The organism is Salegentibacter echinorum (assembly GCF_900129445.1).
In the GTDB taxonomy this organism is placed as follows: Bacteria; Bacteroidota; Bacteroidia; order Flavobacteriales; family Flavobacteriaceae; genus Salegentibacter; species Salegentibacter echinorum.
In genome coordinates, this window is record NZ_FQVT01000015.1 from 39,949 (window position 1) to 65,332 (window position 25,384).

Here is a 25,384-nt window from a genome sequence, read left to right on the forward strand (position 1 = left end):
CACCAATTCATTTCTTTATTTTTTCGTGGGCTTAGATTCTTTAAAATATTTAAAAGGTACGAAGAGCATTCCAAAACATTCTCCATCATCTTTCCCTAAATGTTTATGGTGCATTTTGTGTGCCCTTCTTATACCTTTCGCATACCGGTTATTGGCATTTCTAAATAATTTAAAGCGTTGATGTATAAAAATATCGTGCACACTAAAATATGCAATTCCATAAGCTAAAATACCTAAACCAATGGGTAATCCTATCCATAAGATATCATAGCGCCATAGCAGGAAAAAACCAATACTTACAAAGGCATAAAAGATAAAGAAAAAATCATTTCTTTCCCACCAATGGCTGTGATCTTTGTGGTGATGGTCTTTGTGTAAGCTCCACAAAAAACCATGCATAATATATTTATGCGTAAACCAGGCCATACCTTCCATAGCGGCAAAAGTACCCAGAAAAACCAGAATCCATATTAATATGTTCATTTCAAATAAATTTTAGTCTATAAGAAATATAAGATTTTGCAAGCAAGCCTGCTTTTTGATAATCGGAAACCCTAATTCTACTATTCCTAATTTCTAAAGAAGGTACTTTTTTTAACTTGTGCAATAATTTCCTGTAATAAATATATGCTGTATAAACTCCAAATTTGGCTTCAACAGGTAAATGTGCAATTCCGCTTAAACCCTCTTTAAAATCTTCTTCAATCTCGGCTATAATTTTTTGCTTACTTACTTCATCTAATCGTTCCAGGTTTGTACCTGGAAAATAGCTTCGACTAAGTTCTTCAAAATCGGCCTTTAAATCTCTTAGAAAGTTAACTTTTTGGAAAGCAGAACCCAGGCGCATCGCCGATGCTTTTAAAGCTTCGTATTTGTCACGATTCCCGTTTACAAAAACCTTTAAACACATTAAGCCCACCACGTCTGCGCTTCCATAAATGTATTCCTTATATTCGGCCACACTAAGATAATCAGATTTATGCAAATCTAATCGCATACTCTTCATAAAAGAACGGTAAAGTGCTTCATCAATATTATACTTATGTACCGTTTCCTGAAAAGCATTTAGAATTGGGTTTAAACTTATCTTATTTTCAACAGCCTTGTAAAGATCGGTTTCAAAATCGTTAAAAAGTTGCTCTTTATTATAATGATGAAAGGTATCTACAATCTCATCGGCCAGGCGCACAAAACCATAAATATTATAAATATCCTTGCGAATAGACGGGGCAAGCATTCTAGTCGCTGTAGAAAACGAAGTGCTGTAATGGTGGGTTACCACTTTGCTGCAACTTCTCGAGACCTGATCGAAAATAGATTTCATAGCTTAATTTCTTTTTGAATTAACCCCGCAGCGAGCTTTCCCGAGATTAGGGAAGGAGGGACTCCGGGACCGGGGACACTTAGCTGCCCGGTAAAAAATAACTTGTGTACTTTCTTACTTTTTAGCTTAGGCCGTAAAAAGGCAGTTTGTAAAAGCGTGTTTGCTAAACCATAAGCATTACCCTTGTAGGAATTGTACGCTTCTTTAAAATCTTTTACACAAAAAGATTCTTTAAACAGTATCCTATCGCTAACTGTTTGATTGGTAAGATTTTCAAAACGCGTGATGATCTTCTGAAAATACTTTTCCCTCAATGCTGGCGTATCTTCTAAATTTGGTGCAAGTGGAATTAGAAATATCCCAGCTTCTTTACCTTTGGGGGCAACTGAAGCATCTGTTACTGAAGGAAAGCTTGCGTAAAAAAGCGGATCATCTGGCCAGCTTGCATCATCGTAAATTGCCCTGGCGTGTGCTTCAAAATTAGAATCGAAGAAAAGTGTGTGATGCGATACATCTTGAATTTTTCTATCGAAACCTACAAAAAACAATAAGGCCGATGGGGCAAAGGTCTTTTGCTCCCAGTAAGATTCTTTATACTGTTTTTTATAAGCCGGTAAAAGTGTTTCGGTATGGTGATAATCGGCACCGCTAAGAATATAATCGGCAGTTATTTTATCATCGTTAACCATCATACCCGTGACAGCGTCATTTTCAACGAAGATTTTAGAAACCGCTGCATTAGTTTGAAATGCTACACCTAAAGATCTTGCTAAGGTTTCCATAGCTTCAATAACTTTGTACATTCCGCCATTGGGGTGCCAGGTGCCCAAACCAAAATCGGCATAATTCATAAAACTATAGAAAGCGGGTGTATTGCTTGCTTTTGCACCAAGAAACAAAACCGGAAATTCCAGGATTTGCGCCAGCTTGGGATTGTCGAACTCTTTTCTAACTTCTTTAGAAATAGTGCTAAAAAATTGTCCTATTTTTTTGGCAGTAGTGGGCGTGATCAATTCCATGGGGGATACGCCGGGCCTGTACACTAAATCTTTAATAGCGATGTTGTAATTATCTTTAGCTTCAGCTATAAAGCGTTTTAATTTTAAAGAACTTCCCGGTTCTTCCGCTTCAAACGCAGCACAAATTTTCTCTAAGCTGTCACCTATGGTAATACTATCTCCTTTTCCGAAGAAAACTTTATAGGCAGGATCTAATTTCTCCAACTCATAATAATCTGAAGGTTTTTTACCAAAATCTGCAAAAAACCGTTCAAAAACATCTGGCATCCAATACCAGGTAGGACCTATATCAAAACAAAATCCGTCTTTCTTTAATTGTCGCGCACGACCACCAATCTCTGAATTTTTTTCATAAATCTTTACGCCATGACCATCTTTAGCCAGGTAACAGGCAGCTGCAAGTGAAGCAAAACCAGATCCAATAATAGCAATATTTTTTTTCATAAATTTTTATAGCTGACTTACAAATTGATTTAGATTAGTATGTGTAGTGACGAAATCTGGTAACCTTTTATGCTCCAGGCTCCTCAATTTATGACCAAATAGCAAAAGCTTGTAATCGTTGTTATCACCAATCTGTCTTTTAAAATCATTTATATAATCTTCAACATTCTCTGGTCTGGTAGTAAAGTAACTAACAAAATTTATCTTTTCACGCCTCTCCAGGAGGTAGCTAAGATCTGTTACAGGTAAATTGCCCCCCAGGTAAATAGTTTGATTCCCGTTTAAAATTAATTCATAATATAGATAAATTATCCCAAGGTCATGAATCTCATTTTCCGGTAGGAATAATACGTAAAGATTTTTAGTGGTTGCCGGTAGCTTTTCTTTAGCTTCAGCAATATTCAAATACATTTTTTGTTTAATAAGATCTACAATGTAATGCTCATGAATAGGCTTAATGGTATCGGTTTGCCATAGAAATCCCACTTTTTCGAGTAGAGGCATAAAAACCTGGGAAAAGATTTCACGAAAGCTTTTGTCCTTAATCAAGTCGTTGTAAGTCTTGTTAAATAATTCTTCATCAAAATTTAACATCGCTAATTGAAAGGCGTTTTGCGCCCTGTTTTCCCGACTGGAACTGGCAGAGATATTTTGCACCATATCACAAATTTCCTCATCGCTTAATTTGGAAATCCTTGAGATTTTATAACCATTTTCGTTGAGAAAGGCCACATTTAGAATCTTCTGAAGATTGGAATTATCATAAGTCCTAATATTCGTAGAGGTTCGGTTAGGAGTTAAAATTTTGTATCTTTTCTCCCAAATCCTTATGGTATGTGCCTTGATTCCGCTTAAATTTTCAAGGTCTTTTATACTGAAATTTTGTTTTATTTGTTCCATAGGTTGGTTATGATAGTCAAATCTAATTAAAGTTAAACATTTTATAATCTATTTAAATGTTAAAATGTTTAATGGACTAGTTAAAAAGTTAAACAACATAAATTATGACTAAAATCTCATCTAAACTTGTGCTTATTACCGGGGGAGCTTCTGGCATAGGAAAGCTACTGAGCAAGAAAGTACTGGAGCTCGGCGGGAAATTGGTGATATGGGATATTGATAAAGCGGGCCTGGAACAAACTATTAATGAATTTGAGTCGTGGGGGGAGGTGCAGGGTTATGTTGTGGATATTGGCGATACCGGGCGCGTAAAAGAAATGGCCAGGAAAGTGGAAAATGAGGTTGGAAGTATAGATGTTCTTATTAATAATGCGGGCATAGTTTACGGAGGATATTTCCACGAGTTTTCTTCAGAAGAAATTAATAAAACTATGATGGTAAACAGCGTAGCTCCCATGCAACTCACACTTGCTTTTTTACCTGAAATGATAAAAAGAAAGTCTGGTCATATTTGTAACATAACCTCTTTGGCGGGTTTGGTTTCCAATCCCAAATTGGCAGTGTATGCCGGTAGCAAATGGGCTACCACCGGTTGGTCTGATAGTTTACGACTGGAAATGGAGCAGCTTAAAACAGGGGTTAAGGTGAGTACTATAACCCCTTATTACATCAATACCGGGATGTTTCGCGGGGTGAAATCCAGAATACCTATTTTAGATCAACATAAAGTGGTAGAGAAAATCATAAAAGCTATAGAAAAGAACCAAATTCATTTGAGTTTACCTTTTAGTATGCGTTTTATAAGATTTGCACAGGGGCTTTTCCCAATTTGGTTTTATGATTGGTTTGTAGGTCAAATTATAGGGGTTTATAAGACTATGGATAATTTTAAAGGAAGAAATAATTAGCGATGGAAGAGACATCAATTACTCAAATTTCAGGTTATTTTAAGGCGCAACGAGATTTTTTTGCCAGCCATAAAACTAAAGAACTGGATTTTAGAAAGGAGCAACTTAAAAAGTTGAAAAATGCTATTCTTAAGTACGAAAACGAAATCAATGAGGCTTTATGGAAGGATTTGCATAAATCTAAGGAAGAAGCTTTTCTTACAGAAACAAGTTTGCTTATAGAAGAAATTTCCTACCACTTAAAAAATTTAAAAACCTGGACAAAACCAGAAAAAGTGGGAACACCTTTGCAATTAAAGCCTTCCCGTTCTAAAATATTAAAAGAACCACTGGGGGTAGCCCTAATTATTTCACCGTGGAACTATCCCTTCCAATTAGCAATAAACCCACTAATTGGAGCGATTTCTGCAGGTTGTTGCGCGATAGTAAAACCTTCTCCAGATACTCCCAATGTAGCTTTGGTGATAGAAAAAATGATTACTGAAATTTTTGATTCTTCCTATGTTAAAGTGATGCAGGGAGACAAAGAGGTGAATCAGGAATTGTTTAAACATCCTTTTGATATCATGTTCTTTACGGGCAGCCCGCGGGTTGGTAAAATTGTGATGAAGGCCGCCGCAGAACATCTAAGTCGGGTTGTTTTAGAACTAGGGGGAAAGAGTCCATGCGTGGTAGATAAATCGGCCAACCTAAAAATTGCCGGGAAACGCATTGCCTGGGGAAAGATTATTAATGCGGGACAAACTTGTATTGCACCAGATTATTTGTTGGTACACCGGGAAGTTAAAGCTGAATTACTAAAGGAAATCAAGAACTCTTTTGAGCAGTTCCTGGGAGAGGATATACAAGACAGTAAATATTACGGTCGTATTGTGAATGCAGAAGCCATGGAGCGACTAAAAACTTATCTTGATACCGAAGCTTATTACGGCGGAAAAACGGATGCTAAAAACAAATATATAGCGCCTGCAATTTTAGATAAAGTAAAAGCGGAAGATAAAATAATGCAAGATGAAATCTTTGGGCCAATTTTACCGGTGATGGAATTTACCGAATTAGAGGAAGCAATTAGCTACATTAATAATAATGAAAAACCGCTGGCTTTATATTACTTCGGAAATAACAAAACGGCAAACAAAGTCTTAAACCAAACCAGTTCTGGCGGAGCTTGTATTAACGATACTTTGCTACACGTGGCTAACCATAAATTACCCTTTGGTGGCGTTGGCAATAGCGGAATGGGGAAATACCACGGTAAAGAAAGTTTTTTGGCCTTTACACATGAAAGAGGGGTAATGAGTTCTTCGACAAAGTTGGACATCCCTGTAAAATATCCGCCTTATAAATTTTTTAGCCTGATAAAGAAAATTATTGGAAAATAAAGAGGTTTAGAAAACTTAAAAATTGAATAAGGAAAATTCTATAAAGAGATAATAAGTTTATGTAAATTAATTATAAAGTAAGAAAGTGCCCGGAGCGGGAGTCGAACCCGCACGCCCTAATGGACACATGGCCCTCAACCATGCCTGTCTACCAGTTCCAGCACCCGGGCTTAAAACAAGTCTGGAATAAATTCCAAAGGGCTGTAGTAAATAAAATTGATCTCTAGCGATCGTGAACTTTTTACAGAGCTGTAATCTTATAAATTTCGTAAAGTTTACGAGTTTTAAAGTACAGTAGGAATTTTAAAGCTGTGAACTGGCTGGTCCCGAGTACTCGGGATTCTCGCCTAACACAATCAGAACTTAACTTTGTGATCTGGCTGGGGCTTCCTTCGACTTCGCCTATCGGCTTCGCTCAGGATAAACATCTCGCCCAACAAAATCTGAATTTAACTTTGTGATCTGGCTGGGGCTTACTTCGACTGCGCTCAGCACATGCTTCTCGCCCATCCATCTCTGTGATCTGGCTGGGGCTCGAACCCAGGACCCTCTCCTTAAAAGGGAGATGCTCTACCAACTGAGCTACCAGATCTTTAAAAACTTTCAATATGTAACTTAGAACTTAATTTTGTGATCTGGCTGGTCCCGAGCACTCGGGATTCTCGCCCATCCATCTCTGTGATCTGGCTGGGGCTTCCTTCGACTTCGCCTATCGGCTTCGCTCAGGATCAACTTCTCGCCTAACACAATAAGAACTTAATTTTGTGATCTGGCTGGGGCTCGAACCCAGGACCCTCTCCTTAAAAGGGAGATGCTCTACCAACTGAGCTACCAGATCTTTTTGTCACAATCTTTTTTGCGATTGCGGGTGCAAATATACACGCATTAATTTATTTATCAAGGCGAAATTGAGATAAATTTATATTAGTTTTGAATCTTCCTAATTATAAGTACTTTAACGATGAAAATATTTTTAACGGGCTATATGGGTTCCGGTAAGTCTGTAGTGGGTAGGGAACTCGCTAAAATACTGAAATACAAATATGTAGATTTAGATGATCAAATAGAATTGATGCAAGGCAAAAAGATCAATACTATTTTTGAAGAACGGGGTGAATTATATTTTAGAAAACTGGAAAGACAAATTCTGGAAGATATTTTAGCCCAAAAAGATAAAATGGTCATTTCCCTGGGAGGGGGAACTCCCTGCTACGGTGATAATTTTGAGATCATCAATAAACAGGAAAATACAAAAACAATCTATTTGAGTGCTTCGGTAGCGGTGTTGACCGAAAGACTTTTCCATGAAAAATTGCAAAGACCGGTAATTAGCCATTTGGAAACCCGCGAAGCACTAGAAGAATTTATAAGAAAACACCTCTTTGAACGCGCGTTTTACTACAATCAATCGGAAATTATTATTAAAGTAGATGAACTACGCGTTGCGGAAGTGGTAACAAAGATTACCGAAAAATTAAAGTAATTCGGCTTTAAAATTTCCTTTGGTGAGATCTACTTTTACGGTTTCATTTAAGGAAGTGGAAAGTGAAATTCCTTTAAAATCGGCCTTAACGGGATATTTTTTATGGTTTCTATCTACCAGCACGGCAGTTTTAAATTGTTTAAGGGGCACTGCTAAAAAGTGCCTCACACCATAAATTAAGGTGGTGCCAGAGTTGAGCACATCATCTACCAAAATCACCGATTTGTCTTTGTAAGCATCGCTCGCCAAAGAAGTGGTGATCTTGTCTAATGGGTTTTTCTTATTGATCTTAACCTCGCATAAATCTATTTCTAAAGGTGAAATAATTTCTAAAGCCGATTTTAATTCCAAAGCGAGTTGATAGCCTTTTTTCGAAATCCCGGCGAGAATAATCTTATTTTCAGCAATATTGCTTTCGTAAACTTGATAGGCAATTCGCTTTATTTTATGCTGAATTTGTTGATGATCTAAAATAAGTATATGCTCTTTCATAAATTTTAATTTTTAAATGGAATAGCTGTCTAATAGAAATTTACCGGTTTTTAAATTTAAAGAACAATTCATTACCTTTTCTGGGTTTAATTGAGTTATAACAGGGCTCCAGGATTTCAATCTCAAAATATGGACTAAAATAGGACAAATATTCTTCTTTATTTCCTCCAAAGGGAGGGCCGTTTTCAGTGAGCGGAAAATTAAAAAATAATCCAGCTACAACGCCTTCTTTGGTTAATAATTCGTGCATCTTTTTAGCATAATTTGGTCTCGAATTTACCGGGAGAGCACAAAAAAACGTTTGCTCCAGGATAAGGTCAAATTTATCTTCAAGATCAAAAAAGTTGCAATTTAACAATTGGGCTTCCGGAAAACCGGGAACTCGGTTTTTAAGGTTTTGCAAAGGTTTTTGACTTAAATCGGCGACAAAAACATTTTCAAATCCATTCAGAAATAAATATTCTGCTTCATAAGAATTTCCGGCACCAGGGATTAAAATTTTTAATTCCTTATTTTCTAATTGATCAATATATGCTTTTAACGGCCGTGAAATTTCACCCACGTCCCAACCGGTTTTGTCGCTGTCGTATTTTTTAGACCAGAATTCAGGAGAAAAACTAAGATTTGAGGTCATCGGGATTGGGATCTGTGTTTTCAAACCATTCATCTATATCGCGCCGGTCTTTCTTGGTAGGCCTGCCTGTACCTTTTTTACGATAATAATCTTTAGAATATTTAAGAAGCTCCTGTTTTTCGAAGGCCTCTTTTGGGGTCCTATCTACCAGGTAAAGATTTACCAGTTTTGCACCAACCCGGCTGGGAGGGAGGTCTAAAACTTCAATTTGATAATTTATTTGATTTTTTCGAACCGTAATCTTATCGGCCGGAAAAACCTCTTTAGAAGGTTTAACGCTGCTGCCGTCAATTTTCACGTGTCCTTTCTTGCAGGCATTGGTGGCAATACTCCTTGTTTTAAAATATCTTACGCACCATAGAAATTTATCCACTCTCATAAAATCTTCTTCTTTAAATCTGCGTTAATCATGGAACAAAAATACAAGATTATTGTATCTTGCGCGCCAAAATTAGAGACAATGCAATTAAACAGAATTTTTATCCTTAGCTTTATTTTAGGCTTTACTTTTATTTCCTGCAACAACGATGATGACGGCGGAAGTAATACCATTGAAGAACGCGACAGGGAAGAACAGGAAATGGCAGATGCCGACTCTATTAACAATTTCCTCGACACTCATTTCTATAACTATGAGGAGTTTGAAAATCCTTCGGAAGATTTCGATTATATGGTGCGTTTTGATAGTATCGCCGGGGATAATGCCGATAAAACTCCACTTTCTGAAGAAGAGAATTTAATAAAGAAGACCATTACCTACGAAGAGGTAGAGTATGAAATGTATGTGCTTAAAGTTAGAGAGGGAGAGGGAGAGCAACCAAAATTCTCAGACTCTACCCTGGTGAGTTACCGCGGTGACCTTTTAGACCTTAGTTCTTTTGATAATACTTCTACCCCCATTTGGTTTGATCTTACCACTTTGGTAAAAGGTTTTTCTGAAGGTGTTGTGGAATTTAAAGGAGCTACAGGTTATACCGTAAATCCAGATAACACCGTGACATTTTCTGATGACTACGGAATTGGTGCTTTTATTTTTCCGTCAGGATTAGGTTATTTTTCTTCGAGCCAACCCGGTATTCCGGCCTATAGTCCTTTAATTTTTAATGTCAATTTATATCGCGTTAATGAAGCCGATCACGATGGAGATGGAATTCCAAGTTGGATGGAAGATCTAAATGAAAACAGAAATCTTAGAGACGATGATACCGATGGGGACGGTATACCAAATTATGCAGATGCAGATGATGATGGTGATGGTACGCGAACCCGCGACGAAATAATTATTGACCAAGATGGAAGTTTAGAGTTCCCGGATGCTAATGAAAATGGTACACCAGATTACCTGGACGCAGATACTTTTCAATAGAAAGGCATCTGAATTGAATCGTTTATCTAAAAGTAAAGTGATTTGTTTTCGGTAAGTAAGAAGAACACGAATAGCCTTTTGAGGTTTCTTTATTTAGCTGAAAGCAGAGCACCAGATACTCATTATAAAGTAGCCACTAATTCTCGAATTAGTGGCTACTTTTTTTGCATCCAATCTTATTCTTTAAATATTTTATGAAGGGCTTATTTTTTTAAGATACAGAGAATCACAAAGACTCCAAAATCCTAAGAAAAAACTGCAAGAGCATCTTTGTATGTCTGGGTGGTTTCCTGTCCTGGTGGTGAAATTAAAGATCTGTTATTCTGGATAATTAAATAAAAAAGCCACAATTTCAAGATAAAAATTACCGGTGAAATTGTGGCGAAGTATCGCTAAGCTTTAAGCCTAATTATTTAAGTCTATATTACTTATTTAAAAAGCATAGGACAAACTCAAGATCCATTGTGAAGGTCTGGAGTCAATTTGGAAATTTTCACTGGCTTGTTCGCTAAAAGCAGTGTTATCGCTAAAGGCTCCTTCATAGCGCAAATCGAGTCCCAAGCTACCCAGCGTTGCACCTACACCTAATTGATATCCTACTGTGATATCATTTTCTACCTCTCCAATTTTAAGCTCTGTGTTTTCTAAATCATTGCTTAAAATATACTGAAAAGAAGGTCCGGCTTTAATATTTAACGGGCCAAAAACATTTACACCCACCAACACCGGAAGATCTAATTTATCAATTTTATAATCAAAGTCTTTATACTCGGTATTCAGCCGGGTGTACATTAATTCTGGCTGTAAAAATATACCTAAAATTTCAAGACGGCTAAAAAAACCAAGATGATAACCAGACTTTTCTTTTCCGTCAATAATGTCTCCCAGGTCATTCGAAGCGTTTTCCATTTTTAGGTCACCGGTTGCACCATAGTTAAAACCACCTTTAATCCCAAAGTCCACTTCCTGGGCGGTTGCGCTAAGTGTAGAAACCACGAGTACAGCGATAAACATTAATTTTTTCATTGTAGATTGTTTTTGTATTAGTTTATAATAACGCAAAATATGACGCGATATTCTTACGAGTTGCAAAAAAAAGACTGTTTCAAAACTACATTTTGCTAAAAAGCGTTATGTAGTTTTAAAACAGCCAAATAAATTTTTTTTTAAAAATATTATTTTCTCTTGAGGACCTTTTCTGTAGCTTTAATGATAGCATTAGCATTTAGCCCATACTTTTCCATAAGCTGATCTGGGGTACCGCTTTCGCCAAAAGTGTCCTGTGTAGCTACAAACTCTTGTGGAGCGGGAAGATTTTCGCTTAAGGTGCGAGCTACACTTTCCCCAAGTCCACCAAGGTAGTTATGTTCTTCAGCAGTAACAACACATCCGGTTTTCTTTACTGAATTAATAATAGCTTCTTCATCTAAAGGTTTAATGGTGTGAATATTTATCACATCGGCACTAATGCCTTTTTCTGAAAGCTGCTGCGCCGCTTGTATGGCTTCCCATACCAAATGGCCGGTTGCGATGATTGTCACATCGTTTCCTTCATAAAGTTGTACTGCTTTTCCTATTTCGAATTTTTGATCTTCAGGAGTAAAGTTGGCAACTTTTGGCCTACCAAAACGAAGGTAAACTGGGCCATCGTGTTCTGCTACGGCAATGGTAGCTGCTTTTGTCTGGTTAAAATCACAGGTATTGATAACCGTCATTCCCGGTAACATCTTCATTAATCCAAGATCTTCCAGTATTTGGTGGGTAGCACCATCTTCCCCAAGGGTAACCCCGGAATGGGATGCACAAATTTTCACGTTTTTTCCTGAGTATGCAATAGATTGGCGAATCTGGTCATAAACTCTTCCGGTGGCAAAGTTGGCAAAAGTCCCTGCAAACGGAATTTTCCCACCAATGGTGAGACCGGCTGCCATGCCCATCATATTTGCTTCGGCAATTCCCACCTGGAAAAAGCGTTCGGGATTTTCATCAATAAAATCCTGCATTTTTAAAGAGCCAATAAGATCTGCACAAAGGGCTACCACGTTAGGATTGGTTTTGCCTAACTCTGTAAGCCCCGCGCCAAACCCAGATCGTGTATCTTTCTTTCCTGTATCTGTATATATTTTCATAAAAAAGCCTCCCCCAGCCCCTCCAAAGGAGGGGAGCTGAGTTTATTTTTAAATATTAATAATTTGTATTTTCATAGTAATTTTCTCGAATCCTGAATTCCTCCCCTTGGGGGAGGTTAGGAGGGGCTATTTCTTTAATAGTCTCCTAAAGTTTCAGGGTTTTGCGCTAAGGCAGTTTCCAGTTGTTCATCGTTAGGCGCTTTTCCATGCCAGGCGTGGGTATGCATCATAAAATCTACGCCATTCCCCATCACGGTAGTCATAAGCACGCAAACCGGTTTTCCTTTTCCGGTGCGGGTTTTAGCTTCGTTTAAGCCGTCTATTACCGCTTGCATATTATTGCCATCTTCAATTTCCATTACATCCCAGCCAAAAGCTTCAAATTTAGCTTTCATATTGCCCATAGGTAATACAGTTTCTGTACTGCCGTCAATTTGTTGGCCATTAAGATCTACCGTAGCGATAAGGTTATCTACATTGTTACCAGCGGCATACATAATAGCTTCCCAGTTTTGACCTTCCTGTAATTCCCCATCACCGTGCAATGAGAAAACCAAATGATCATCCTGGTTTAATTTCTTGGCCTGAGCTGCACCAAGTGCAACAGACATTCCCTGGCCCAGTGATCCTGAAGCTACCCGAATACCAGGTAAACCTTCATGAGTCGTTGGGTGTCCCTGCAACCTGGAATCGATATGACGAAAAGTTTTTAATTCTTCAACCGGGAAATAACCACTACGGGCTAAAACGCTATAAAATACAGGAGAAATATGACCGTTGGAGAGAAAAAACAGGTCTTCTTCGTTCCCGTCCATATTAAATTCTGGCTTATGCTCCATAACCCCGCCCTGGTACAAAGCTGTAAAAAACTCTGTACAGCCAAGAGAACCTCCCGGGTGACCTGAATTCACCGCGTGTACCTGCCTTAAGATATCCCGGCGTACCTGGGTGGCAAAATCTTCTAATTCTTTGATTTTTGACATTAATGTAAAATTGTGTTGTTAAATTAATTACGACAAAAATAGGGTATTAAATAGCTTTCTCAAAGTGGGCGCCTGGCAGTTATTAAGAAATCTTAAAAAGTAACTAACAATTTTTTAAATCCTGCTGTGATAATTGGCTTAGAATGAGTTTATAAATTAATATCCCTGGCTAGTGTAATCACTTTAAGTTTTTGATTGTTTTATTCCGAAGAAATTTATCGTATTTGAAGGAATTCAGCACGTTTCCGTTTTAATTTTTTGACCTGGGAACTTTAAAAACCGATGAAAATAAACTGAATTATAAATTCCGGTTATGTTTAAGTGGGTTCATTTTTACACGATAATGGAGATTTATGTTGGACGAGGTAATGCCTTAAATCAAAATAATCCTTCTATATAATACCTCGTGGATTTGCCCCTTGGTGGTTTATTTAAGTATCTTTGCGCTCACTTAAATAGCAATATGAAGTTTGATTTATTAGGTGCCGATGCCGGTAGTAAGGCACGCGCAGGTACTATTACAACAGATCACGGTAAGATTGAAACCCCCATATTTATGCCTGTTGGCACTGTAGCTTCTGTAAAAGGAGTACACCAACGGGAATTAAAGAAAGACATAAACCCAGATGTCATTTTAGGGAATACTTATCACCTCTATTTAAGGCCAAAAATCGAAATTTTAAAAAAAGCCGGCGGGTTGCATAAATTTATGAACTGGGACCGTAATATTCTAACCGATAGCGGTGGCTACCAGGTATATTCCCTTTCAGCAAGAAGAAAAATAAAGGAAGAAGGGGTGAGGTTTAAATCCCATATCGATGGTTCTATGCATACCTTTACGCCAGAGAATGTAATGGAAATTCAGCGTGCCATAGGTGCCGATATCATTATGGCCTTTGATGAGTGTACTCCCTATCCCTGTGATTATAAATATGCCCAACGCTCTATGCATATGACGCATAGATGGCTGGATAGATGTGTAAACCACCTACAAAAAGTAGATCCTTTTTATGGTTATGACCAAACCTTGTTCCCCATAGTGCAGGGAAGTACTTATAAAGATTTAAGAAAACAATCTGCGGAATATATTGCTTCGGTAGGTGCGGAGGGAAATGCAATAGGCGGACTTTCGGTAGGAGAACCGGCCGAAGAGATGTATGAAATGACCGAGGTGGTGACCAATATTCTTCCAGAAGATAAACCTCGTTACTTAATGGGGGTTGGCACGCCAATAAATATTTTGGAAAATATTGCCCTGGGGGTAGATATGTTCGATTGTGTTATGCCCACCCGAAATGCCCGTAATGGGATGCTGTTTACCGCACACGGGACCATAAATCTTAAAAATAAAAAATGGGAAGATGATTTCTCACCCATAGACGAAATGGGAATTACTTTTGTAGATACCGATTATAGTAAAGCTTATGTGAGACATTTATTTAGTGTAAATGAGCTTCTTGGCAAGCAAATTGCCACTATTCATAATCTTGGCTTTTATATGTGGTTGGTTAGAGAAGCCAGAAAACATATTTTAGCAGGAGATTTTACAAGTTGGAAGAATATGATGGTAAAACAAATGGATAAACGCCTCTAAGAATTTGAAAATATTAGATTGGTACATATTAAAGCGCTATTTAGGAACTTTCTTCCTTATGCTCCTGCTTTTTGTTCCTATTGGAATTATAGTAAATTTAGCAGAAAAAATTGGAAAAATTCTCGATAACGAAGTTCCTTTTATTGAAGTTGCACTTTACTATGTAGATTTCACAATCTATTTCGCTAACTTATTATTTCCACTTTTTCTTTTTTTATCGGTTATTTGGTTTACTTCAAAACTCGCTAATAATACCGAGATTATTGCTTTTTTGAGTAGCGGGGTTTCTTTTTGGAGATTCCTTAGACCTTACCTGGTTGGGGCTATGCTCGTTTGTATTTTTGCTTTATTTTTAGCGATGTTCCTGGCCCCCAAAGCGAGTAAAGGTTTCAATGAATTTAAATATGAATATTTAAAAAAGAATGCACAAACCCAGGAAACCAGTGATGTTTACCGACAAATAAATGATGATGAGGTAATATATGCAAGTCACTTTCAGCCTCGGGCTAAGTCTGCCAGGAACTTTACATTAGAACATTTTAAAGATAATGAGCTTGAGTTTAAAATAAGCGCTTCTCGTTTAGAGTTTAATGAAGAAGATACCACTTATACCTTAACTAATGTCGATAAACGTATAATTGGGGAAGACGAAGATATTATTCTTCATCAGAGTAAATTAGATACAATTCTTCCATTTGAATTTAGCGAGCTTACGCCACAAACTTATGTTGCTGAAACTTTAAATTATAGTGAATTGCACGAGTTTATTGCCCAGGAACGTAGGCGGGGGTCTGGAAATATAAACCGCTATGAAGTAGTGGCTTATAAAAGATGGAGTACCCCAGTATCTGCCTTTATTCTTACTATTATTGCCGTTGCAGTCTCTTCTAAAAAACGCCGTGGTGGGATGGGAGTAAACCTGGCTGTAGGAATTACCCTGGCTTTTATTTTTATTTTTTTCGATAAAGTTTTTGGAACTATGGCCGAGCAATCTACCTTTTCTCCCTTAATTGCGGTGTGGTTTCCAAATATTAGTTTTGGGATTTTGGCTGTGTTTTTGCTATTTAAAGCGAAGCGATAGTTTCTTAAATGGGATTTTTAAATTGTCTATAGATATTAGATAAATAATGTTCATAGGAACAAGTCTGTAAGCATTTGTTTTGTCGATTCCAATTTCAAGGCGGTTTAAGACTGGAAATAATTACTTCAAAAATTTCCGAAAAATTAATACTCCTTCAGCCTAATTCTTCGTTTTAAAGTTTGTTATATTTGTGGGCTAATAAAAACAAACGAGAACAACTTATGGAATATTTAGACTTTGAATTACCCATTAAAGAGTTGGAAGAACAGTACAATAAAGCCTGTAACATAGGGGAAGAAAGTGATGTAGATGTTACGGCTACTTGCAAACAGATCGAAAAGAAATTACAGGAAATACGAAAGGAAATATATAAGAACCTAACGCCGTGGCAGCGGGTTCAGCTTTCCAGGCATCCTAACCGTCCTTATACTTTAGAATATATTAAAGCTATTTGCGGAGATACATTTTTAGAACTTCACGGGGATAGAAATGTAAAAGATGATAAAGCGATGATTGGTGGTTTGGGAAAAATAGATGATCAAAGTTTTATGATCATAGGTCAACAAAAGGGCTATAACACCAAGACCAGGCAGTACAGAAATTTTGGGATGGCCAATCCCGAAGGTTATAGAAAAGCTTTGCGTTTAATGAAATCTGCTGAAAAGTTTGGGCTACCGGTAGTCACTTTTATCGATACTCCAGGAGCATATCCAGGTCTGGAAGCCGAGGAACGCGGGCAGGGAGAAGCTATCGCTAAAAATATCATGGAAATGACCCGGCTTAAAGTACCAATTATTGTAGTTATTATTGGCGAAGGTGCCAGTGGTGGTGCCCTGGGAATTGGCGTTGGCGATAAGGTGATGATGTTGGAAAATACCTGGTACTCTGTAATCTCGCCAGAGTCCTGTTCATCTATCCTGTGGCGTAGCTGGGAATATAAGGAACAAGCCGCCGAAGCTTTAAAACTTACGGCAAAAGATATGAAAAAGCAAAAGCTTATAGATGGTATAATAAAAGAACCCATTGGTGGTGCACATAGTAATAAGGAAGAAAATTACGACAATGTTAAAAAAGCCATTTCAAAAGCCTATGCTGAATTTAAAAACTTATCACCAAACGAATTGGTAAATAAAAGAATGGATAAGTATTTGGAAATGGGCGTTTTTAAAAGCTAAAGGCTTCGCTCACATAAGTTCTAAAATTTCCGAAACCCTGGTTTCGGTTTTTTTTGCGCTTATCAACACTAAAAATAAGTTATCAACAGCTAGAATGTTGATTACCGGTTAATTAAGTTAACCCAATTTTATTAAGATGCTCTTAACTAATTTTATACTTTAGTAGTATGGAAAAAATGACCGCCCCGCAACAATTCTCTGCTAAAAAAAGCAACGTTATAAGTCTTGAGAAGGGAAAACTCCCTCCTCAAGCTGTTGATTTAGAGGAAGTTGTGCTGGGGGCAATGATGATAGATAAAAAAGGCGTAGATGAGATTATAGATATTCTCACGGCCGATGCTTTCTATAAAAACTCCCATAAACTAATTTTTGAAGCCATTCATAAACTCTTCGAAAACACAGAAGCGATAGACTTATTAACCGTTTCTAACCAATTGAAGAAGGATGGCAATTTTGAAAAATCTGGAGGGGATTATTACCTTATTCAATTAACGCAAAAAGTATCTTCCTCAGCGCATATTGAGTTTCATGCGCGCATTATTCTTCAGAAATACATTCAACGAAGCTTAATTAAAATTTCCAATGAAATAATTGAAGAAGCTTATGATGAATCTACAGATGTTTTTGATCTTTTAGATAGTGCAGAGGCTAAACTTTATGAAGTTACCCAGGGTAATATTCAAAAGTCAACAGAAACTGCACAGAGTTTAGTGATCCAGGCTAAAAATAGAATTGAGGAAATTTCTAATAAAGAAGGTTTAAGTGGAGTGCCTTCCGGGTTCGATAAATTAGATAAATTAACCTCTGGTTGGCAACCCAGTGACCTTATTATTGTAGCCGCTCGTCCTGGTATGGGTAAAACGGCCTTAACACTTTCCATGGCCAGGAATATCGCGGTAGGGCAAAACATGCCGGTAGCCTTTTTCTCGTTAGAGATGTCTGCGGTGCAGTTAATTACCCGTTTAATTTCTTCGGAAACAGGACTTTCTTCAGAAAAATTAAGAACCGGAAACCTGGAAAAGCATGAATGGGAACAGCTCAATGTTAAGGTGAAAGACCTGGAAAATGCACCGCTTTTTATTGATGACACACCATCCCTATCTATTTTTGATCTCAGGGCAAAAGCCAGGAGATTGGCCTCACAACATGGTATAAAACTAATTGTGATAGATTATTTGCAATTGATGACAGCCGGCGGAAGCCAAAAAGGAGGAAACAGGGAGCAGGAAATTTCTACTATTTCAAGAAACTTAAAAGCGCTCGCAAAAGAATTAAATGTGCCAGTAATTGCGCTTTCACAGTTATCACGTGCGGTGGAAACCAGAGGAGGCAGTAAGCGTCCATTGCTATCAGACCTTAGGGAATCTGGTGCGATAGAGCAGGATGCCGATATTGTTTCCTTTATTTATCGCCCCGAATATTATAAAATTGAAGAATGGGATGATGATGACCGTTCACCAACCGATGGACAAGGTGAATTTATTGTGGCTAAACACCGTAATGGTGGTCTGGAAAATATACGTCTTAAATTTATTGGACATCTTGGTAAATTTGATAACTTAGAAGAGTTTGATTCTCCTTTTGAATATCATTCTAAAATGAACGATGGGGAAAATGAAGGAAATGAGTTCAATTCGCCAAATTTGCCAAATCCAAGTGCAAATGAAGCTTTTGGAAGCTCCATAAATAGTGGATTTAACAATGAAGACGATGACGAAGTGCCGTTTTAATATTTTAAACAAACACAGAAATACACAACATTATTTAATAAACGAAAATCAGGAGTTCCGGAAAAACACTTTCGGTCTTCTGATTTTTTTGTCTTTACTCTTCTTTGGGCAGACTGGTTTTGCCGCCCAATTGTTGATTCCAATGGATGAAAAGGGACAGGAAAATCATCTTAAAGCTTACGGCATTACCTATTTTGCGCTGGAAGAAAAAATGGATGTAAAATGGTTGCTCAATTACAGGGGGGGGGCTTTTTTAATTTCAGATTCTGAAGAACTTAGAAGGGAATGTAAAATTAGAGGGGTTTCTTTTGAAATACTTAGCGACACAAAAACCAAAGCCATTCTTAATGAAATTAGTAGTCCCGCGAAAAATATGGAAAGCGTCGCTTTAGAAAAAGCACCAAAAATTGCAGTGTATTCACCCCAGGGTAATAAACCATGGGACGATGCGGTAACTATGGCACTCACTTTTGCCGAAATTCCTTATGAAACAATTTATGATCGGTCAGTGCTAAATGACGCTCTGGTACTCTACGACTGGTTGCATTTACATCACGAAGATTTTACCGGACAATATGGAAAATTTTACCGAACATTTAGAACTACGCCCTGGTATATCAAGGAAAAAAAGGAGGCAGAAGCTTTGGCAAAAGAACTTGGTTACGATAAGGTTTCCGAAGAAAAACTGGCTGTAGCCCTAAAGATTAAAGATTATGTTGTAGGCGGCGGCTTTATGTTTGCCATGTGCAGCGCCACCGATAGCTTTGATATTGCACTTTCGGCTGAAGGTGTGGATATTGCTGAAGCCATGTTTGATGGCGATCCCAGTGAACCAAATTATCAAGCTAAAATAGATTATGATAAAACTATTGCCTTTACCGATTATACGCTGGAGCGAAGTCCTATGGTGTATGAGTTTTCTTCAATAGATATGACTTCTAAAAGAAGAATACCTAAAGAATCAGATTATTTTACGTTAATGGACTTCTCTGCCAAATGGGATGTGGTTCCTACTATGTTAACGCAAAATCATACGCGTTTGGTGAAAGGTTTTATGGGACAAACCACCGCCTATAATCCCAAAAATATTAAAGCTAATGTTTTGGTGATGGGGGAGAGTAAGCTAAACGGAGAAGCCAGATATCTCCATGGAATTAAAGGAAAAGGCTTTTTTACATTTTATGGAGGTCACGATCCAGAAGATTATCAACACAGGGTAGGGGATCCAAAAACTGAACTGGAGTTACATCCTAATTCTCCCGGTTACCGACTTATTTTAAATAATGTACTTTTTCCTGCTGCCAAGAAAAAACCACAAAAAACTTAAAAAATCGATTAATAGTCGTTGGGTTTTATTGGGTAAATCCATAAATTTTAAAAAACGAACTATGAAATTTTTTCAGAAGGAAATACAATTAAAAGCAAGATCGAGAGGTTTTCACGTAATAACTAAAGAGGTTGTAGATCAATTTCCGGAATTGAAAGAAATAAATTCAGGAATGTTGCAGGTGTTTATAAAGCATACTTCAGCCGGAATAAGCATAAACGAGAGCGCCGATCCTACCGTGCTGGAAGATTTTGAAAGTCATTTTAATGAAATGGTACCAGAAAATATGTCATATTATAAACACACTTTAGAAGGCCCAGATGATATGCCCGCGCATATTAAGGCTTCTTTATTGGGAAGTTCTTTGCAAATCCCCGTTACCAATGGTAAACTTAATTTAGGAACCTGGCAGGGGATATATTTGGGAGAGCACCGAGATCAAGGCGGCTCTAGGAAATTGGTGCTTAGTTTGTTTGGAGTTTAAATTAAAGTGTTATTTTCTGCTTATAATTGGTTGTAGCTTAATAAGCTATTAAAATTGCAATCCGCTGTCATTTCGACGTAGGAGGGATCTTTCTTTTAGAACTTTCGTGTTTCCGCAAAATTAAACCATAAATAAATCCGGTTCAAAAAAAGAACCGGATTTTTAAATAAGAGAGTATAATTAATTTGTAATTACTTTACTTTATCTACAATTGCTTTAAAAGCTTCTGGGTGGTTCATCGCCAAATCGGCTAGAACTTTTCGGTTTAAACCGATCTCATTGGCTCTTGCAGCTCCCATAAATTGAGAGTAAGACATACCGTGTTCACGGGCTGCTGCGTTAATACGCATTATCCAAAGTGAACGGAAATTACGCTTTTTAGCTTTGCGGTCTCTGTATGAATAAAGCATAGCTTTTTCAACCGCATTTTTTGCTACTGTCCAAACGTTTTTACGACGTCCGAAGTAACCTTTTGCTTGCTTAAGAACCTTTTTTCTTCTGGCTCTCTTCGCAACTGAATTTACTGATCTTGGCATATTATTATGTGTTTTGTAGCAGGCGGCCGGTAAAATGGCACTTTTAACTAAAATTTCAAATTTTTACTTTAAATGTAAATTTGAAGTGTTGCCCAACTCCAGGGTTTATAAATTATTTAAACCGTTAAAGGCTTCAACTTATTTTAAACGAAGTTGAAGTTTAACATTGTTCTTATCTGCATCGTGTACTAATGTACTATGCGTAAGGGCAAGCTTACGTTTTTTAGACTTCTTTGTTAAGATGTGGCTTTTAAACGCGTGCTTTCTTTTAATCTTTCCGGTACCGGTAAGCTTAAAACGCTTCTTGGCACTGGATTTGGTTTTCATTTTAGGCATGTTGTCCTCTTTTTATATTAACTCTCTTATTATTCTATTTAGTTTTTAGGGGAGACATGAACATCGTCATTCTTTTACCTTCTAACTTTGGCATTTGCTCTACCTTTCCTAATTCCTCAAGATCTGTCGCTAATCTAAGCAATAAGATTTCTCCTTTATCCTTAAATACAATTGAGCGACCTTTAAAGAATACAAAAGCTTTTAATTTGGCTCCTTCCTTTAAAAACTTTTCTGCGTTACGCTTTTTAAATTCGTAATCGTGATCATCGGTATTGGGGCCAAAACGAATTTCTTTTACTACAACTTTGCTCGCTTTAGCTTTCATGGCTTTTTCGCGCTTCTTTTGTTCGTAAAGAAACTTCTTATAATCCATCGCTTTTACAACCGGCGGTTTTGCGTTTGGAGAAATTTCAACCAGGTCCAAACCTAAATCTTCAGCAATAGCTAAAGCTTTCTTGGTAGGATAGACATCCATTTCAACATTATCTCCCACAAGTCGAACTTCCTCAGCTCTAATTTTGTGGTTAATCCGGTGTTGATCTTCTTTAACTGCTCTAAGCGGTCTCTTCGATTTTTTTCTACGTATTGCTATGGCTTATATATTTTTGGTTAAACTTTAAACGCTTTCAGCGTTTTTTTAATTTCATTATTAATAATTTCAGCAAAGTCTTCAACAGGCATGGTACCTATATCGCCTTCGCCTCTCTTTCGTACAGAAACCGTACCATCTTGCTCCTCTTGTTCCCCTATAATTAACATATATGGGAATTTGTTCATTTCAGCTTCACGAATCTTTTTACCAATGGTTTCGTTTCGATTATCTGCTACGGCGCGAATTTCGTTATTTTCCAGCAAAGTTAAAACTTTTTGAGCGTATTTTTCATATTTCTCACTGATTGATAGTATCATAGCCTGCTCTGGCATTAACCATAGTGGGAAATTTCCTGCGGTATGTTCTAATAAAATAGCGATGAACCGTTCCATGCTTCCAAAAGGTGCACGGTGTATCATAACCGGGCGATGTGTTTCGTTGTCACTGCCTTTATAGGTAAGGTCAAAACGTTCTGGCAGGTTATAGTCCACCTGAATGGTGCCAAGTTGCCAGCTTCTGCCAAGCGCGTCTCTTACCATAAAATCTAACTTTGGTCCATAAAATGCAGCTTCCCCTGTTTCTACAACATAGTTTAAACCTTTTTCTTTGGCCGCGTTGATAATGGCAGTTTCTGCTTTGTCCCAAACTTCATCGCCACCAATGTATTTATCTTTATCTTCAGGATCCCGCAGTGAGACCTGGGCTGTAAAGTTATCGAAACCTAAAGAATCGAATACATATAAGGTAAGGTCTATCACTTTTTTGAACTCTTCGTCTAATTGATCTGGAGTACAAAAAATATGGGCGTCATCTTGTGTAAAGCCCCTTACTCGGGTTAAACCGTGTAATTCTCCACTTTGTTCGTATCTATAAACAGTACCAAATTCTGCAAAACGTTTGGGTAAATCCCGGTAACTCCAAGATTGGGAATTATAAATTTCACAGTGATGCGGGCAGTTCATAGGCTTTAGCAAAAACTCTTCACCTTCATTGGGCGTATGTATAGGTTGAAAACTGTCTTCTCCATATTTTGCGTAATGTCCAGAAGTTACATAAAGCTCTTTTTGCCCAATATGCGGACTTACCACCATCTCGTAACCTGCTTTCTGTTGGGCTTTCTTTAAAAAGTTTTCCAGACGCTCCCTTAAAGCGGCACCTTTTGGTAGCCATAATGGCAGTCCCTGGCCAACTTTTTGTGAGAAAGTGAAAAGTTGTAATTCTTTCCCAAGTTTACGGTGGTCTCTTTTTTTGGCTTCCTCCAACAATGCCAGGTATTCTTTTAATTCTTTTTGCTTCGGAAATGAAATGCCATAAATACGGGTTAATTGCGGATTATTTTCATCACCGCGCCAGTAAGCACCGGCCGCACTCATTAACTTTACCGCTTTTATAAAACCGGTATTGGGAATATGTCCCCCGCGACATAAATCTGTAAAACTATCGTGGTCACAAAAAGTAATGTCCCCATCCTGAAGATTCTCAATTAACTCAACCTTAAATTGATTATCCCGCTCCTTATAATAGGAGAGGGCATCGGCTTTGGAAACCTCCCTTAATTTAAATTCATGTTTTTCCCGGGCTATTTGCAGCATCCGGTCTTCAATCTTCTTAAAATCATTTTCAGAGATTTTGTGTTCTCCAAAATCTACATCATAATAGAAACCATTTTCAATGGCAGGACCAATGGTTAATTTTGCCCCGGGGTACATTTCTTCTATCGCCTGCGCCATCACGTGGGCAGAAGAGTGCCAAAATGCCTTTTTTCCCTCATCGTCTTTCCAGGTAAATAAAGTTAAGCTTCCATCTGTAGTTAATGGGGTAGAAACCTCTACCGTTTCTTTGTTGAATTTTGCTGAAATAACATTTCTGGCCAATCCGGCGCTAATACTATTAGCAACATCTAAAGGAGTGGTTCCTTTCTCAAATTCTTTTATACTGCCATCTGGCAAGCTTACCTTAATCATGATTCTGGTTTTTTTAATGACGGCAAAGATAATAGGTTGATTTCGCCTGCGCAATATACTTATATATAAAGGACAATAATTTCTTCTGAAATAAAGTTTTTCCATTGTTTTTCAACTGAAGCTATTATCGATATAAACCAATGGCAGTGGTTATAATTTCCTGAATATCTTTTGGAAGCTCAATTTGATGGCTGGAGATAATTACATCTGATTTATAAAGTGGAAGCCGGGTTTCAATTTTAGCTTTCATGGTTTGTAACGATTGCAATAAAGAAGTCATGGCATGTTCTCCTCTCGGTTCTTTTGGTGTAAAGGTGATGGGCAGGACTGCTTTTTCGGAGAACTCCCCTGATGCCGTACACCATTCTAATACATTTTTGAGGACTGCCGGAATGTTATGCGTATATTCTGGAGTAGAAATGATAATAAGATCTGCCTTGAGAATTTGCTGCTTAAGATTCTTTATATTCTTCGGAATTCCTTTCTCTAATTGTGCCGGACTAAACAATGCGAACTCTTGCAGTCCTTCAAAAACCTGCATTTCATCTTTTTCAGCATATAAATCCTGAATAGATTTTAAAAGATAAAAGTTGCTGCTGGATTTACTGGCAGAAGCTGAGATACCTAGGATTTTCATAAGTTAGAACTAATTATTGGATTAATTGATGCTGAGGATGGGCATTTAAAAGCCAATCAGTTTTCAGGTTAATTAGAAAAATTAAATAAAAATAATAGAAGAAAGAAAGTTCTCAAAAAACATGGTATAGAAAGAAGAAGTATAGGCTAAATTGACTAATTCTAAAATTTAGCTAATTTCATTCCTTTTCAACTCCTTAATTTAAAGCTTTTTAAGTTTGCTGTTTAAGATTTTTTTAAATTATTTTCATAGAACGCTTGCCCACTCAAAAAACGGGTGTATATTTGCCCCCGCTTAGCAGGATAGCGAATAGCTTAGCTTGGCAAAGTTCATTGCATATTGGGGATTGTTTTAAGGCTTTTGATAACTTGTGTATTTAAAGATGCCGCGTAATTTTTATCAAATAACGCTCAGTAAAAAATAATTTTATTTTTTGCTTGCCATATTAAAAAAGAGTTGTATATTTGCACCCGCAAAAATAACAATTGCGACGTTCTTTTAAGGTTTGGTTTTAGCGAAAATAAAATTTTAAAAAAACCTTAAAAAAGTTTGGCTGGTAAAAATAAAGCGACGTATATTTGCAGCCGCTTTCACAGCAAAACAAGTTCCCAAAAAATATTAAAAAAGAAACCGCCAGACGGGGCGTTATATAAGAAAGGTTCGACTCCTTTGTTTTTTGCAAGATAGGAAGCCCCCTTCCTGTTCCCCCGAAGGGGGAATGATTAAGGAGTTGGTTCCTCCCCTTTGGGGAGGCTAGGTGGGGCTTTTAAAGTTCATTGATTTATTGAATTGACAGCGCGTACGTTTTTCGAGAGAAAAGCGATACAAATAATTTAGAATTAAGACTAGAGAAGTCATCTTTGA

Annotated in this window: 25 protein-coding genes and 3 tRNA genes; 10 read left to right on the forward strand and 18 right to left on the reverse strand. The window is 37.5% G+C overall.

The features are described 5' to 3' along the window. Positions 1 to 15 precede the first annotated feature (15 nt). From BUA71_RS14920 to BUA71_RS14935, 4 genes are read right to left on the reverse strand one after another with little or no spacing between them, the layout of a single operon-like run. A complete protein-coding gene (locus BUA71_RS14920) occupies positions 16 to 483 on the reverse strand; it encodes a sterol desaturase family protein (RefSeq protein ID WP_072881187.1) in 468 nt (155 codons plus the stop codon). A 1-nt stretch (position 484) separates the two neighbouring features. After that, complete coding sequence (locus BUA71_RS14925; RefSeq protein ID WP_072881189.1) at positions 485 to 1,324, reverse strand: phytoene/squalene synthase family protein; 840 nt, start codon at positions 1,322 to 1,324, stop codon at positions 485 to 487. Continuing rightward, complete coding sequence (locus BUA71_RS14930) at positions 1,321 to 2,787, reverse strand: phytoene desaturase family protein (RefSeq protein ID WP_072881191.1); 1,467 nt, start codon at positions 2,785 to 2,787, stop codon at positions 1,321 to 1,323. The genes BUA71_RS14925 and BUA71_RS14930 overlap by 4 nt, the downstream gene beginning before the upstream one ends. Before the next feature lie 6 nt (positions 2,788 to 2,793). Further along, complete coding sequence (locus BUA71_RS14935) at positions 2,794 to 3,687, reverse strand: MerR family transcriptional regulator (protein ID WP_072881193.1); 894 nt, start codon at positions 3,685 to 3,687, stop codon at positions 2,794 to 2,796. A gap of 104 nt (positions 3,688 to 3,791) precedes the next feature. On the opposite strand from BUA71_RS14935, the gene BUA71_RS14940 reads away from it, so the two are divergent. Both BUA71_RS14940 and BUA71_RS14945 read left to right on the forward strand, forming a co-directional pair. Continuing rightward, positions 3,792 to 4,595: an SDR family oxidoreductase gene (locus BUA71_RS14940; RefSeq protein ID WP_072881195.1), complete on the forward strand. Its 804-nt coding sequence runs from the start codon at positions 3,792 to 3,794 to the stop codon at positions 4,593 to 4,595. Between the two features lie 2 nt (positions 4,596 to 4,597). Beyond that, positions 4,598 to 5,977 carry an aldehyde dehydrogenase gene (locus BUA71_RS14945; RefSeq protein WP_072881197.1) on the forward strand — a complete coding sequence of 460 codons (1,380 nt, stop codon included), beginning with the start codon at positions 4,598 to 4,600 and terminating at the stop codon, positions 5,975 to 5,977. Positions 5,978 to 6,063: 86 nt separating this feature from the next. On the opposite strand, the gene BUA71_RS14950 is transcribed toward BUA71_RS14945, so the two are convergent. From BUA71_RS14950 to BUA71_RS14960, 3 genes are all read right to left on the reverse strand, one after another. After that, a tRNA-Leu gene (locus BUA71_RS14950) sits at positions 6,064 to 6,147 on the reverse strand. 349 nt (positions 6,148 to 6,496) lie between these two features. Next, a tRNA-Lys gene (locus BUA71_RS14955) sits at positions 6,497 to 6,569 on the reverse strand. 173 nt (positions 6,570 to 6,742) lie between these two features. Then, a tRNA-Lys gene (locus BUA71_RS14960) sits at positions 6,743 to 6,815 on the reverse strand. A 123-nt stretch (positions 6,816 to 6,938) separates the two neighbouring features. Here BUA71_RS14960 and BUA71_RS14965 point away from each other — a divergent pair. Then, positions 6,939 to 7,460 (forward strand): shikimate kinase, encoded by a 522-nt coding sequence (locus tag BUA71_RS14965; RefSeq protein ID WP_072881199.1) that lies wholly within the window; start codon positions 6,939 to 6,941, stop codon positions 7,458 to 7,460. Here the strand turns inward: BUA71_RS14965 and BUA71_RS14970 are convergent. The 3 genes from BUA71_RS14970 to BUA71_RS14980 are packed head-to-tail and all read right to left on the reverse strand — an operon-like array spanning position 7,452 to position 8,965. Beyond that, positions 7,452 to 7,952, reverse strand: a complete 501-nt coding sequence (locus BUA71_RS14970) for a phosphoribosyltransferase family protein (protein ID WP_072881201.1) — start codon at positions 7,950 to 7,952, stop codon at positions 7,452 to 7,454. The two genes, BUA71_RS14965 and BUA71_RS14970, sit on opposite strands and share 9 nt — an antisense overlap. Positions 7,953 to 7,992: 40 nt before the next feature. Continuing rightward, on the reverse strand, positions 7,993 to 8,586 hold the full coding sequence (locus BUA71_RS14975) for a methyltransferase domain-containing protein (protein ID WP_072881203.1): 594 nt from the start codon (positions 8,584 to 8,586) through the stop codon (positions 7,993 to 7,995). Further along, positions 8,570 to 8,965 (reverse strand): RNA-binding S4 domain-containing protein, encoded by a 396-nt coding sequence (locus BUA71_RS14980; protein WP_072881205.1) that lies wholly within the window; start codon positions 8,963 to 8,965, stop codon positions 8,570 to 8,572. The genes BUA71_RS14975 and BUA71_RS14980 overlap by 17 nt, the downstream gene beginning before the upstream one ends. A gap of 81 nt (positions 8,966 to 9,046) precedes the next feature. On the opposite strand from BUA71_RS14980, the gene BUA71_RS14985 reads away from it, so the two are divergent. Continuing rightward, on the forward strand, positions 9,047 to 9,952 hold the full coding sequence (locus tag BUA71_RS14985) for an FKBP-type peptidyl-prolyl cis-trans isomerase (protein ID WP_072881233.1): 906 nt from the start codon (positions 9,047 to 9,049) through the stop codon (positions 9,950 to 9,952). 432 nt (positions 9,953 to 10,384) lie between these two features. On the opposite strand, the gene BUA71_RS14990 is transcribed toward BUA71_RS14985, so the two are convergent. From BUA71_RS14990 to BUA71_RS15000, 3 genes are all read right to left on the reverse strand, one after another. Next, positions 10,385 to 10,978, reverse strand: coding sequence for an outer membrane beta-barrel protein (locus BUA71_RS14990; protein ID WP_072881208.1), 594 nt, complete (start codon positions 10,976 to 10,978; stop codon positions 10,385 to 10,387). 149 nt (positions 10,979 to 11,127) lie between these two features. Beyond that, positions 11,128 to 12,081 (reverse strand): transketolase family protein, encoded by a 954-nt coding sequence (locus tag BUA71_RS14995; RefSeq protein WP_072881210.1) that lies wholly within the window; start codon positions 12,079 to 12,081, stop codon positions 11,128 to 11,130. Positions 12,082 to 12,215: 134 nt separating this feature from the next. Then, complete coding sequence (locus BUA71_RS15000; RefSeq protein WP_072881212.1) at positions 12,216 to 13,064, reverse strand: transketolase; 849 nt, start codon at positions 13,062 to 13,064, stop codon at positions 12,216 to 12,218. A 463-nt stretch (positions 13,065 to 13,527) separates the two neighbouring features. Here BUA71_RS15000 and tgt point away from each other — a divergent pair, with 463 nt between their 5' ends. The 6 genes from tgt (at position 13,528) to BUA71_RS15030 (ending at position 20,455) form a co-directional block, all read left to right on the forward strand. Beyond that, the gene (tgt, locus tag BUA71_RS15005) at positions 13,528 to 14,658 is read left to right on the forward strand and encodes a tRNA guanosine(34) transglycosylase Tgt (protein ID WP_072881214.1); all 1,131 of its coding nucleotides are present in this window, start codon (positions 13,528 to 13,530) and stop codon (positions 14,656 to 14,658) included. Positions 14,659 to 14,662: 4 nt separating this feature from the next. Further along, positions 14,663 to 15,739, forward strand: a complete 1,077-nt coding sequence (locus BUA71_RS15010; RefSeq protein ID WP_072881216.1) for an LptF/LptG family permease — start codon at positions 14,663 to 14,665, stop codon at positions 15,737 to 15,739. Positions 15,740 to 15,960: 221 nt separating this feature from the next. Beyond that, positions 15,961 to 16,914, forward strand: coding sequence for an acetyl-CoA carboxylase carboxyltransferase subunit alpha (locus BUA71_RS15015; RefSeq protein WP_072881235.1), 954 nt, complete (start codon positions 15,961 to 15,963; stop codon positions 16,912 to 16,914). Positions 16,915 to 17,081: 167 nt separating this feature from the next. After that, positions 17,082 to 18,644: a replicative DNA helicase gene (dnaB, locus tag BUA71_RS15020; protein ID WP_072881218.1), complete on the forward strand. Its 1,563-nt coding sequence runs from the start codon at positions 17,082 to 17,084 to the stop codon at positions 18,642 to 18,644. Continuing rightward, positions 18,616 to 19,971 carry an asparagine synthetase B gene (locus BUA71_RS15025; protein ID WP_394333539.1) on the forward strand — a complete coding sequence of 452 codons (1,356 nt, stop codon included), beginning with the start codon at positions 18,616 to 18,618 and terminating at the stop codon, positions 19,969 to 19,971. Before dnaB ends, BUA71_RS15025 begins: the two co-directional genes overlap by 29 nt. 61 nt (positions 19,972 to 20,032) lie before the next feature. Beyond that, a complete protein-coding gene (locus BUA71_RS15030; RefSeq protein ID WP_072881239.1) occupies positions 20,033 to 20,455 on the forward strand; it encodes a secondary thiamine-phosphate synthase enzyme YjbQ in 423 nt (140 codons plus the stop codon). A gap of 191 nt (positions 20,456 to 20,646) precedes the next feature. Here BUA71_RS15030 and rplT read toward each other — a convergent pair whose 3' ends face one another. The 5 genes from rplT to BUA71_RS15055 form a co-directional block, all read right to left on the reverse strand. Continuing rightward, the gene (rplT, locus tag BUA71_RS15035) at positions 20,647 to 20,991 is read right to left on the reverse strand and encodes a 50S ribosomal protein L20 (RefSeq protein ID WP_072881220.1); all 345 of its coding nucleotides are present in this window, start codon (positions 20,989 to 20,991) and stop codon (positions 20,647 to 20,649) included. Between the two features lie 138 nt (positions 20,992 to 21,129). Then, positions 21,130 to 21,327, reverse strand: a complete 198-nt coding sequence (gene rpmI / locus BUA71_RS15040; protein WP_072881222.1) for a 50S ribosomal protein L35 — start codon at positions 21,325 to 21,327, stop codon at positions 21,130 to 21,132. 34 nt (positions 21,328 to 21,361) lie between these two features. Then, positions 21,362 to 21,913 (reverse strand): translation initiation factor IF-3, encoded by a 552-nt coding sequence (gene infC, locus BUA71_RS15045; RefSeq protein WP_072881224.1) that lies wholly within the window; start codon positions 21,911 to 21,913, stop codon positions 21,362 to 21,364. Positions 21,914 to 21,936: 23 nt separating this feature from the next. Beyond that, a complete protein-coding gene (gene thrS, locus BUA71_RS15050; protein WP_072881226.1) occupies positions 21,937 to 23,883 on the reverse strand; it encodes a threonine--tRNA ligase in 1,947 nt (648 codons plus the stop codon). Between the two features lie 124 nt (positions 23,884 to 24,007). After that, positions 24,008 to 24,520, reverse strand: coding sequence for an NADPH-dependent FMN reductase (locus BUA71_RS15055; protein ID WP_072881228.1), 513 nt, complete (start codon positions 24,518 to 24,520; stop codon positions 24,008 to 24,010). Positions 24,521 to 25,384: the final 864 nt, after the last annotated feature.

Excerpts from the sequence above, each read along its gene's own strand:
- BUA71_RS15015 (WP_072881235.1), top strand. The coding sequence starts at position 15,961 with ATGGAATATTTAGACTTTGAATTACCCATTAAAGAGTTGGAAGAACAG.
- BUA71_RS14985 (WP_072881233.1), top strand. The coding sequence starts at position 9,047 with ATGCAATTAAACAGAATTTTTATCCTTAGCTTTATTTTAGGCTTTACT.
- BUA71_RS14935 (WP_072881193.1), bottom strand. The coding sequence starts at position 3,687 with ATGGAACAAATAAAACAAAATTTCAGTATAAAAGACCTTGAAAATTTA.
- BUA71_RS14965 (WP_072881199.1), top strand. The coding sequence starts at position 6,939 with ATGAAAATATTTTTAACGGGCTATATGGGTTCCGGTAAGTCTGTAGTG.
- BUA71_RS14920 (WP_072881187.1), bottom strand. The coding sequence starts at position 483 with ATGAACATATTAATATGGATTCTGGTTTTTCTGGGTACTTTTGCCGCT.
- rplT (WP_072881220.1), bottom strand. The coding sequence starts at position 20,991 with ATGCCAAGATCAGTAAATTCAGTTGCGAAGAGAGCCAGAAGAAAAAAG.
- BUA71_RS14975 (WP_072881203.1), bottom strand. The coding sequence starts at position 8,586 with ATGACCTCAAATCTTAGTTTTTCTCCTGAATTCTGGTCTAAAAAATAC.
- BUA71_RS14925 (WP_072881189.1), bottom strand. The coding sequence starts at position 1,324 with ATGAAATCTATTTTCGATCAGGTCTCGAGAAGTTGCAGCAAAGTGGTA.
- BUA71_RS14995 (WP_072881210.1), bottom strand. The coding sequence starts at position 12,081 with ATGAAAATATATACAGATACAGGAAAGAAAGATACACGATCTGGGTTT.
- tgt (WP_072881214.1), top strand. The coding sequence starts at position 13,528 with ATGAAGTTTGATTTATTAGGTGCCGATGCCGGTAGTAAGGCACGCGCA.
- BUA71_RS15000 (WP_072881212.1), bottom strand. The coding sequence starts at position 13,064 with ATGTCAAAAATCAAAGAATTAGAAGATTTTGCCACCCAGGTACGCCGG.
- dnaB (WP_072881218.1), top strand. The coding sequence starts at position 17,082 with ATGGAAAAAATGACCGCCCCGCAACAATTCTCTGCTAAAAAAAGCAAC.
- rpmI (WP_072881222.1), bottom strand. The coding sequence starts at position 21,327 with ATGCCTAAAATGAAAACCAAATCCAGTGCCAAGAAGCGTTTTAAGCTT.
- BUA71_RS14930 (WP_072881191.1), bottom strand. The coding sequence starts at position 2,787 with ATGAAAAAAAATATTGCTATTATTGGATCTGGTTTTGCTTCACTTGCA.
- BUA71_RS15025 (WP_394333539.1), top strand. The coding sequence starts at position 18,616 with ATGAAGACGATGACGAAGTGCCGTTTTAATATTTTAAACAAACACAGA.
- BUA71_RS14980 (WP_072881205.1), bottom strand. The coding sequence starts at position 8,965 with ATGAGAGTGGATAAATTTCTATGGTGCGTAAGATATTTTAAAACAAGG.
- BUA71_RS15030 (WP_072881239.1), top strand. The coding sequence starts at position 20,033 with ATGAAATTTTTTCAGAAGGAAATACAATTAAAAGCAAGATCGAGAGGT.
- BUA71_RS14990 (WP_072881208.1), bottom strand. The coding sequence starts at position 10,978 with ATGAAAAAATTAATGTTTATCGCTGTACTCGTGGTTTCTACACTTAGC.
- BUA71_RS14940 (WP_072881195.1), top strand. The coding sequence starts at position 3,792 with ATGACTAAAATCTCATCTAAACTTGTGCTTATTACCGGGGGAGCTTCT.
- BUA71_RS15055 (WP_072881228.1), bottom strand. The coding sequence starts at position 24,520 with ATGAAAATCCTAGGTATCTCAGCTTCTGCCAGTAAATCCAGCAGCAAC.
- BUA71_RS14945 (WP_072881197.1), top strand. The coding sequence starts at position 4,598 with ATGGAAGAGACATCAATTACTCAAATTTCAGGTTATTTTAAGGCGCAA.
- thrS (WP_072881226.1), bottom strand. The coding sequence starts at position 23,883 with ATGATTAAGGTAAGCTTGCCAGATGGCAGTATAAAAGAATTTGAGAAA.
- BUA71_RS14970 (WP_072881201.1), bottom strand. The coding sequence starts at position 7,952 with ATGAAAGAGCATATACTTATTTTAGATCATCAACAAATTCAGCATAAA.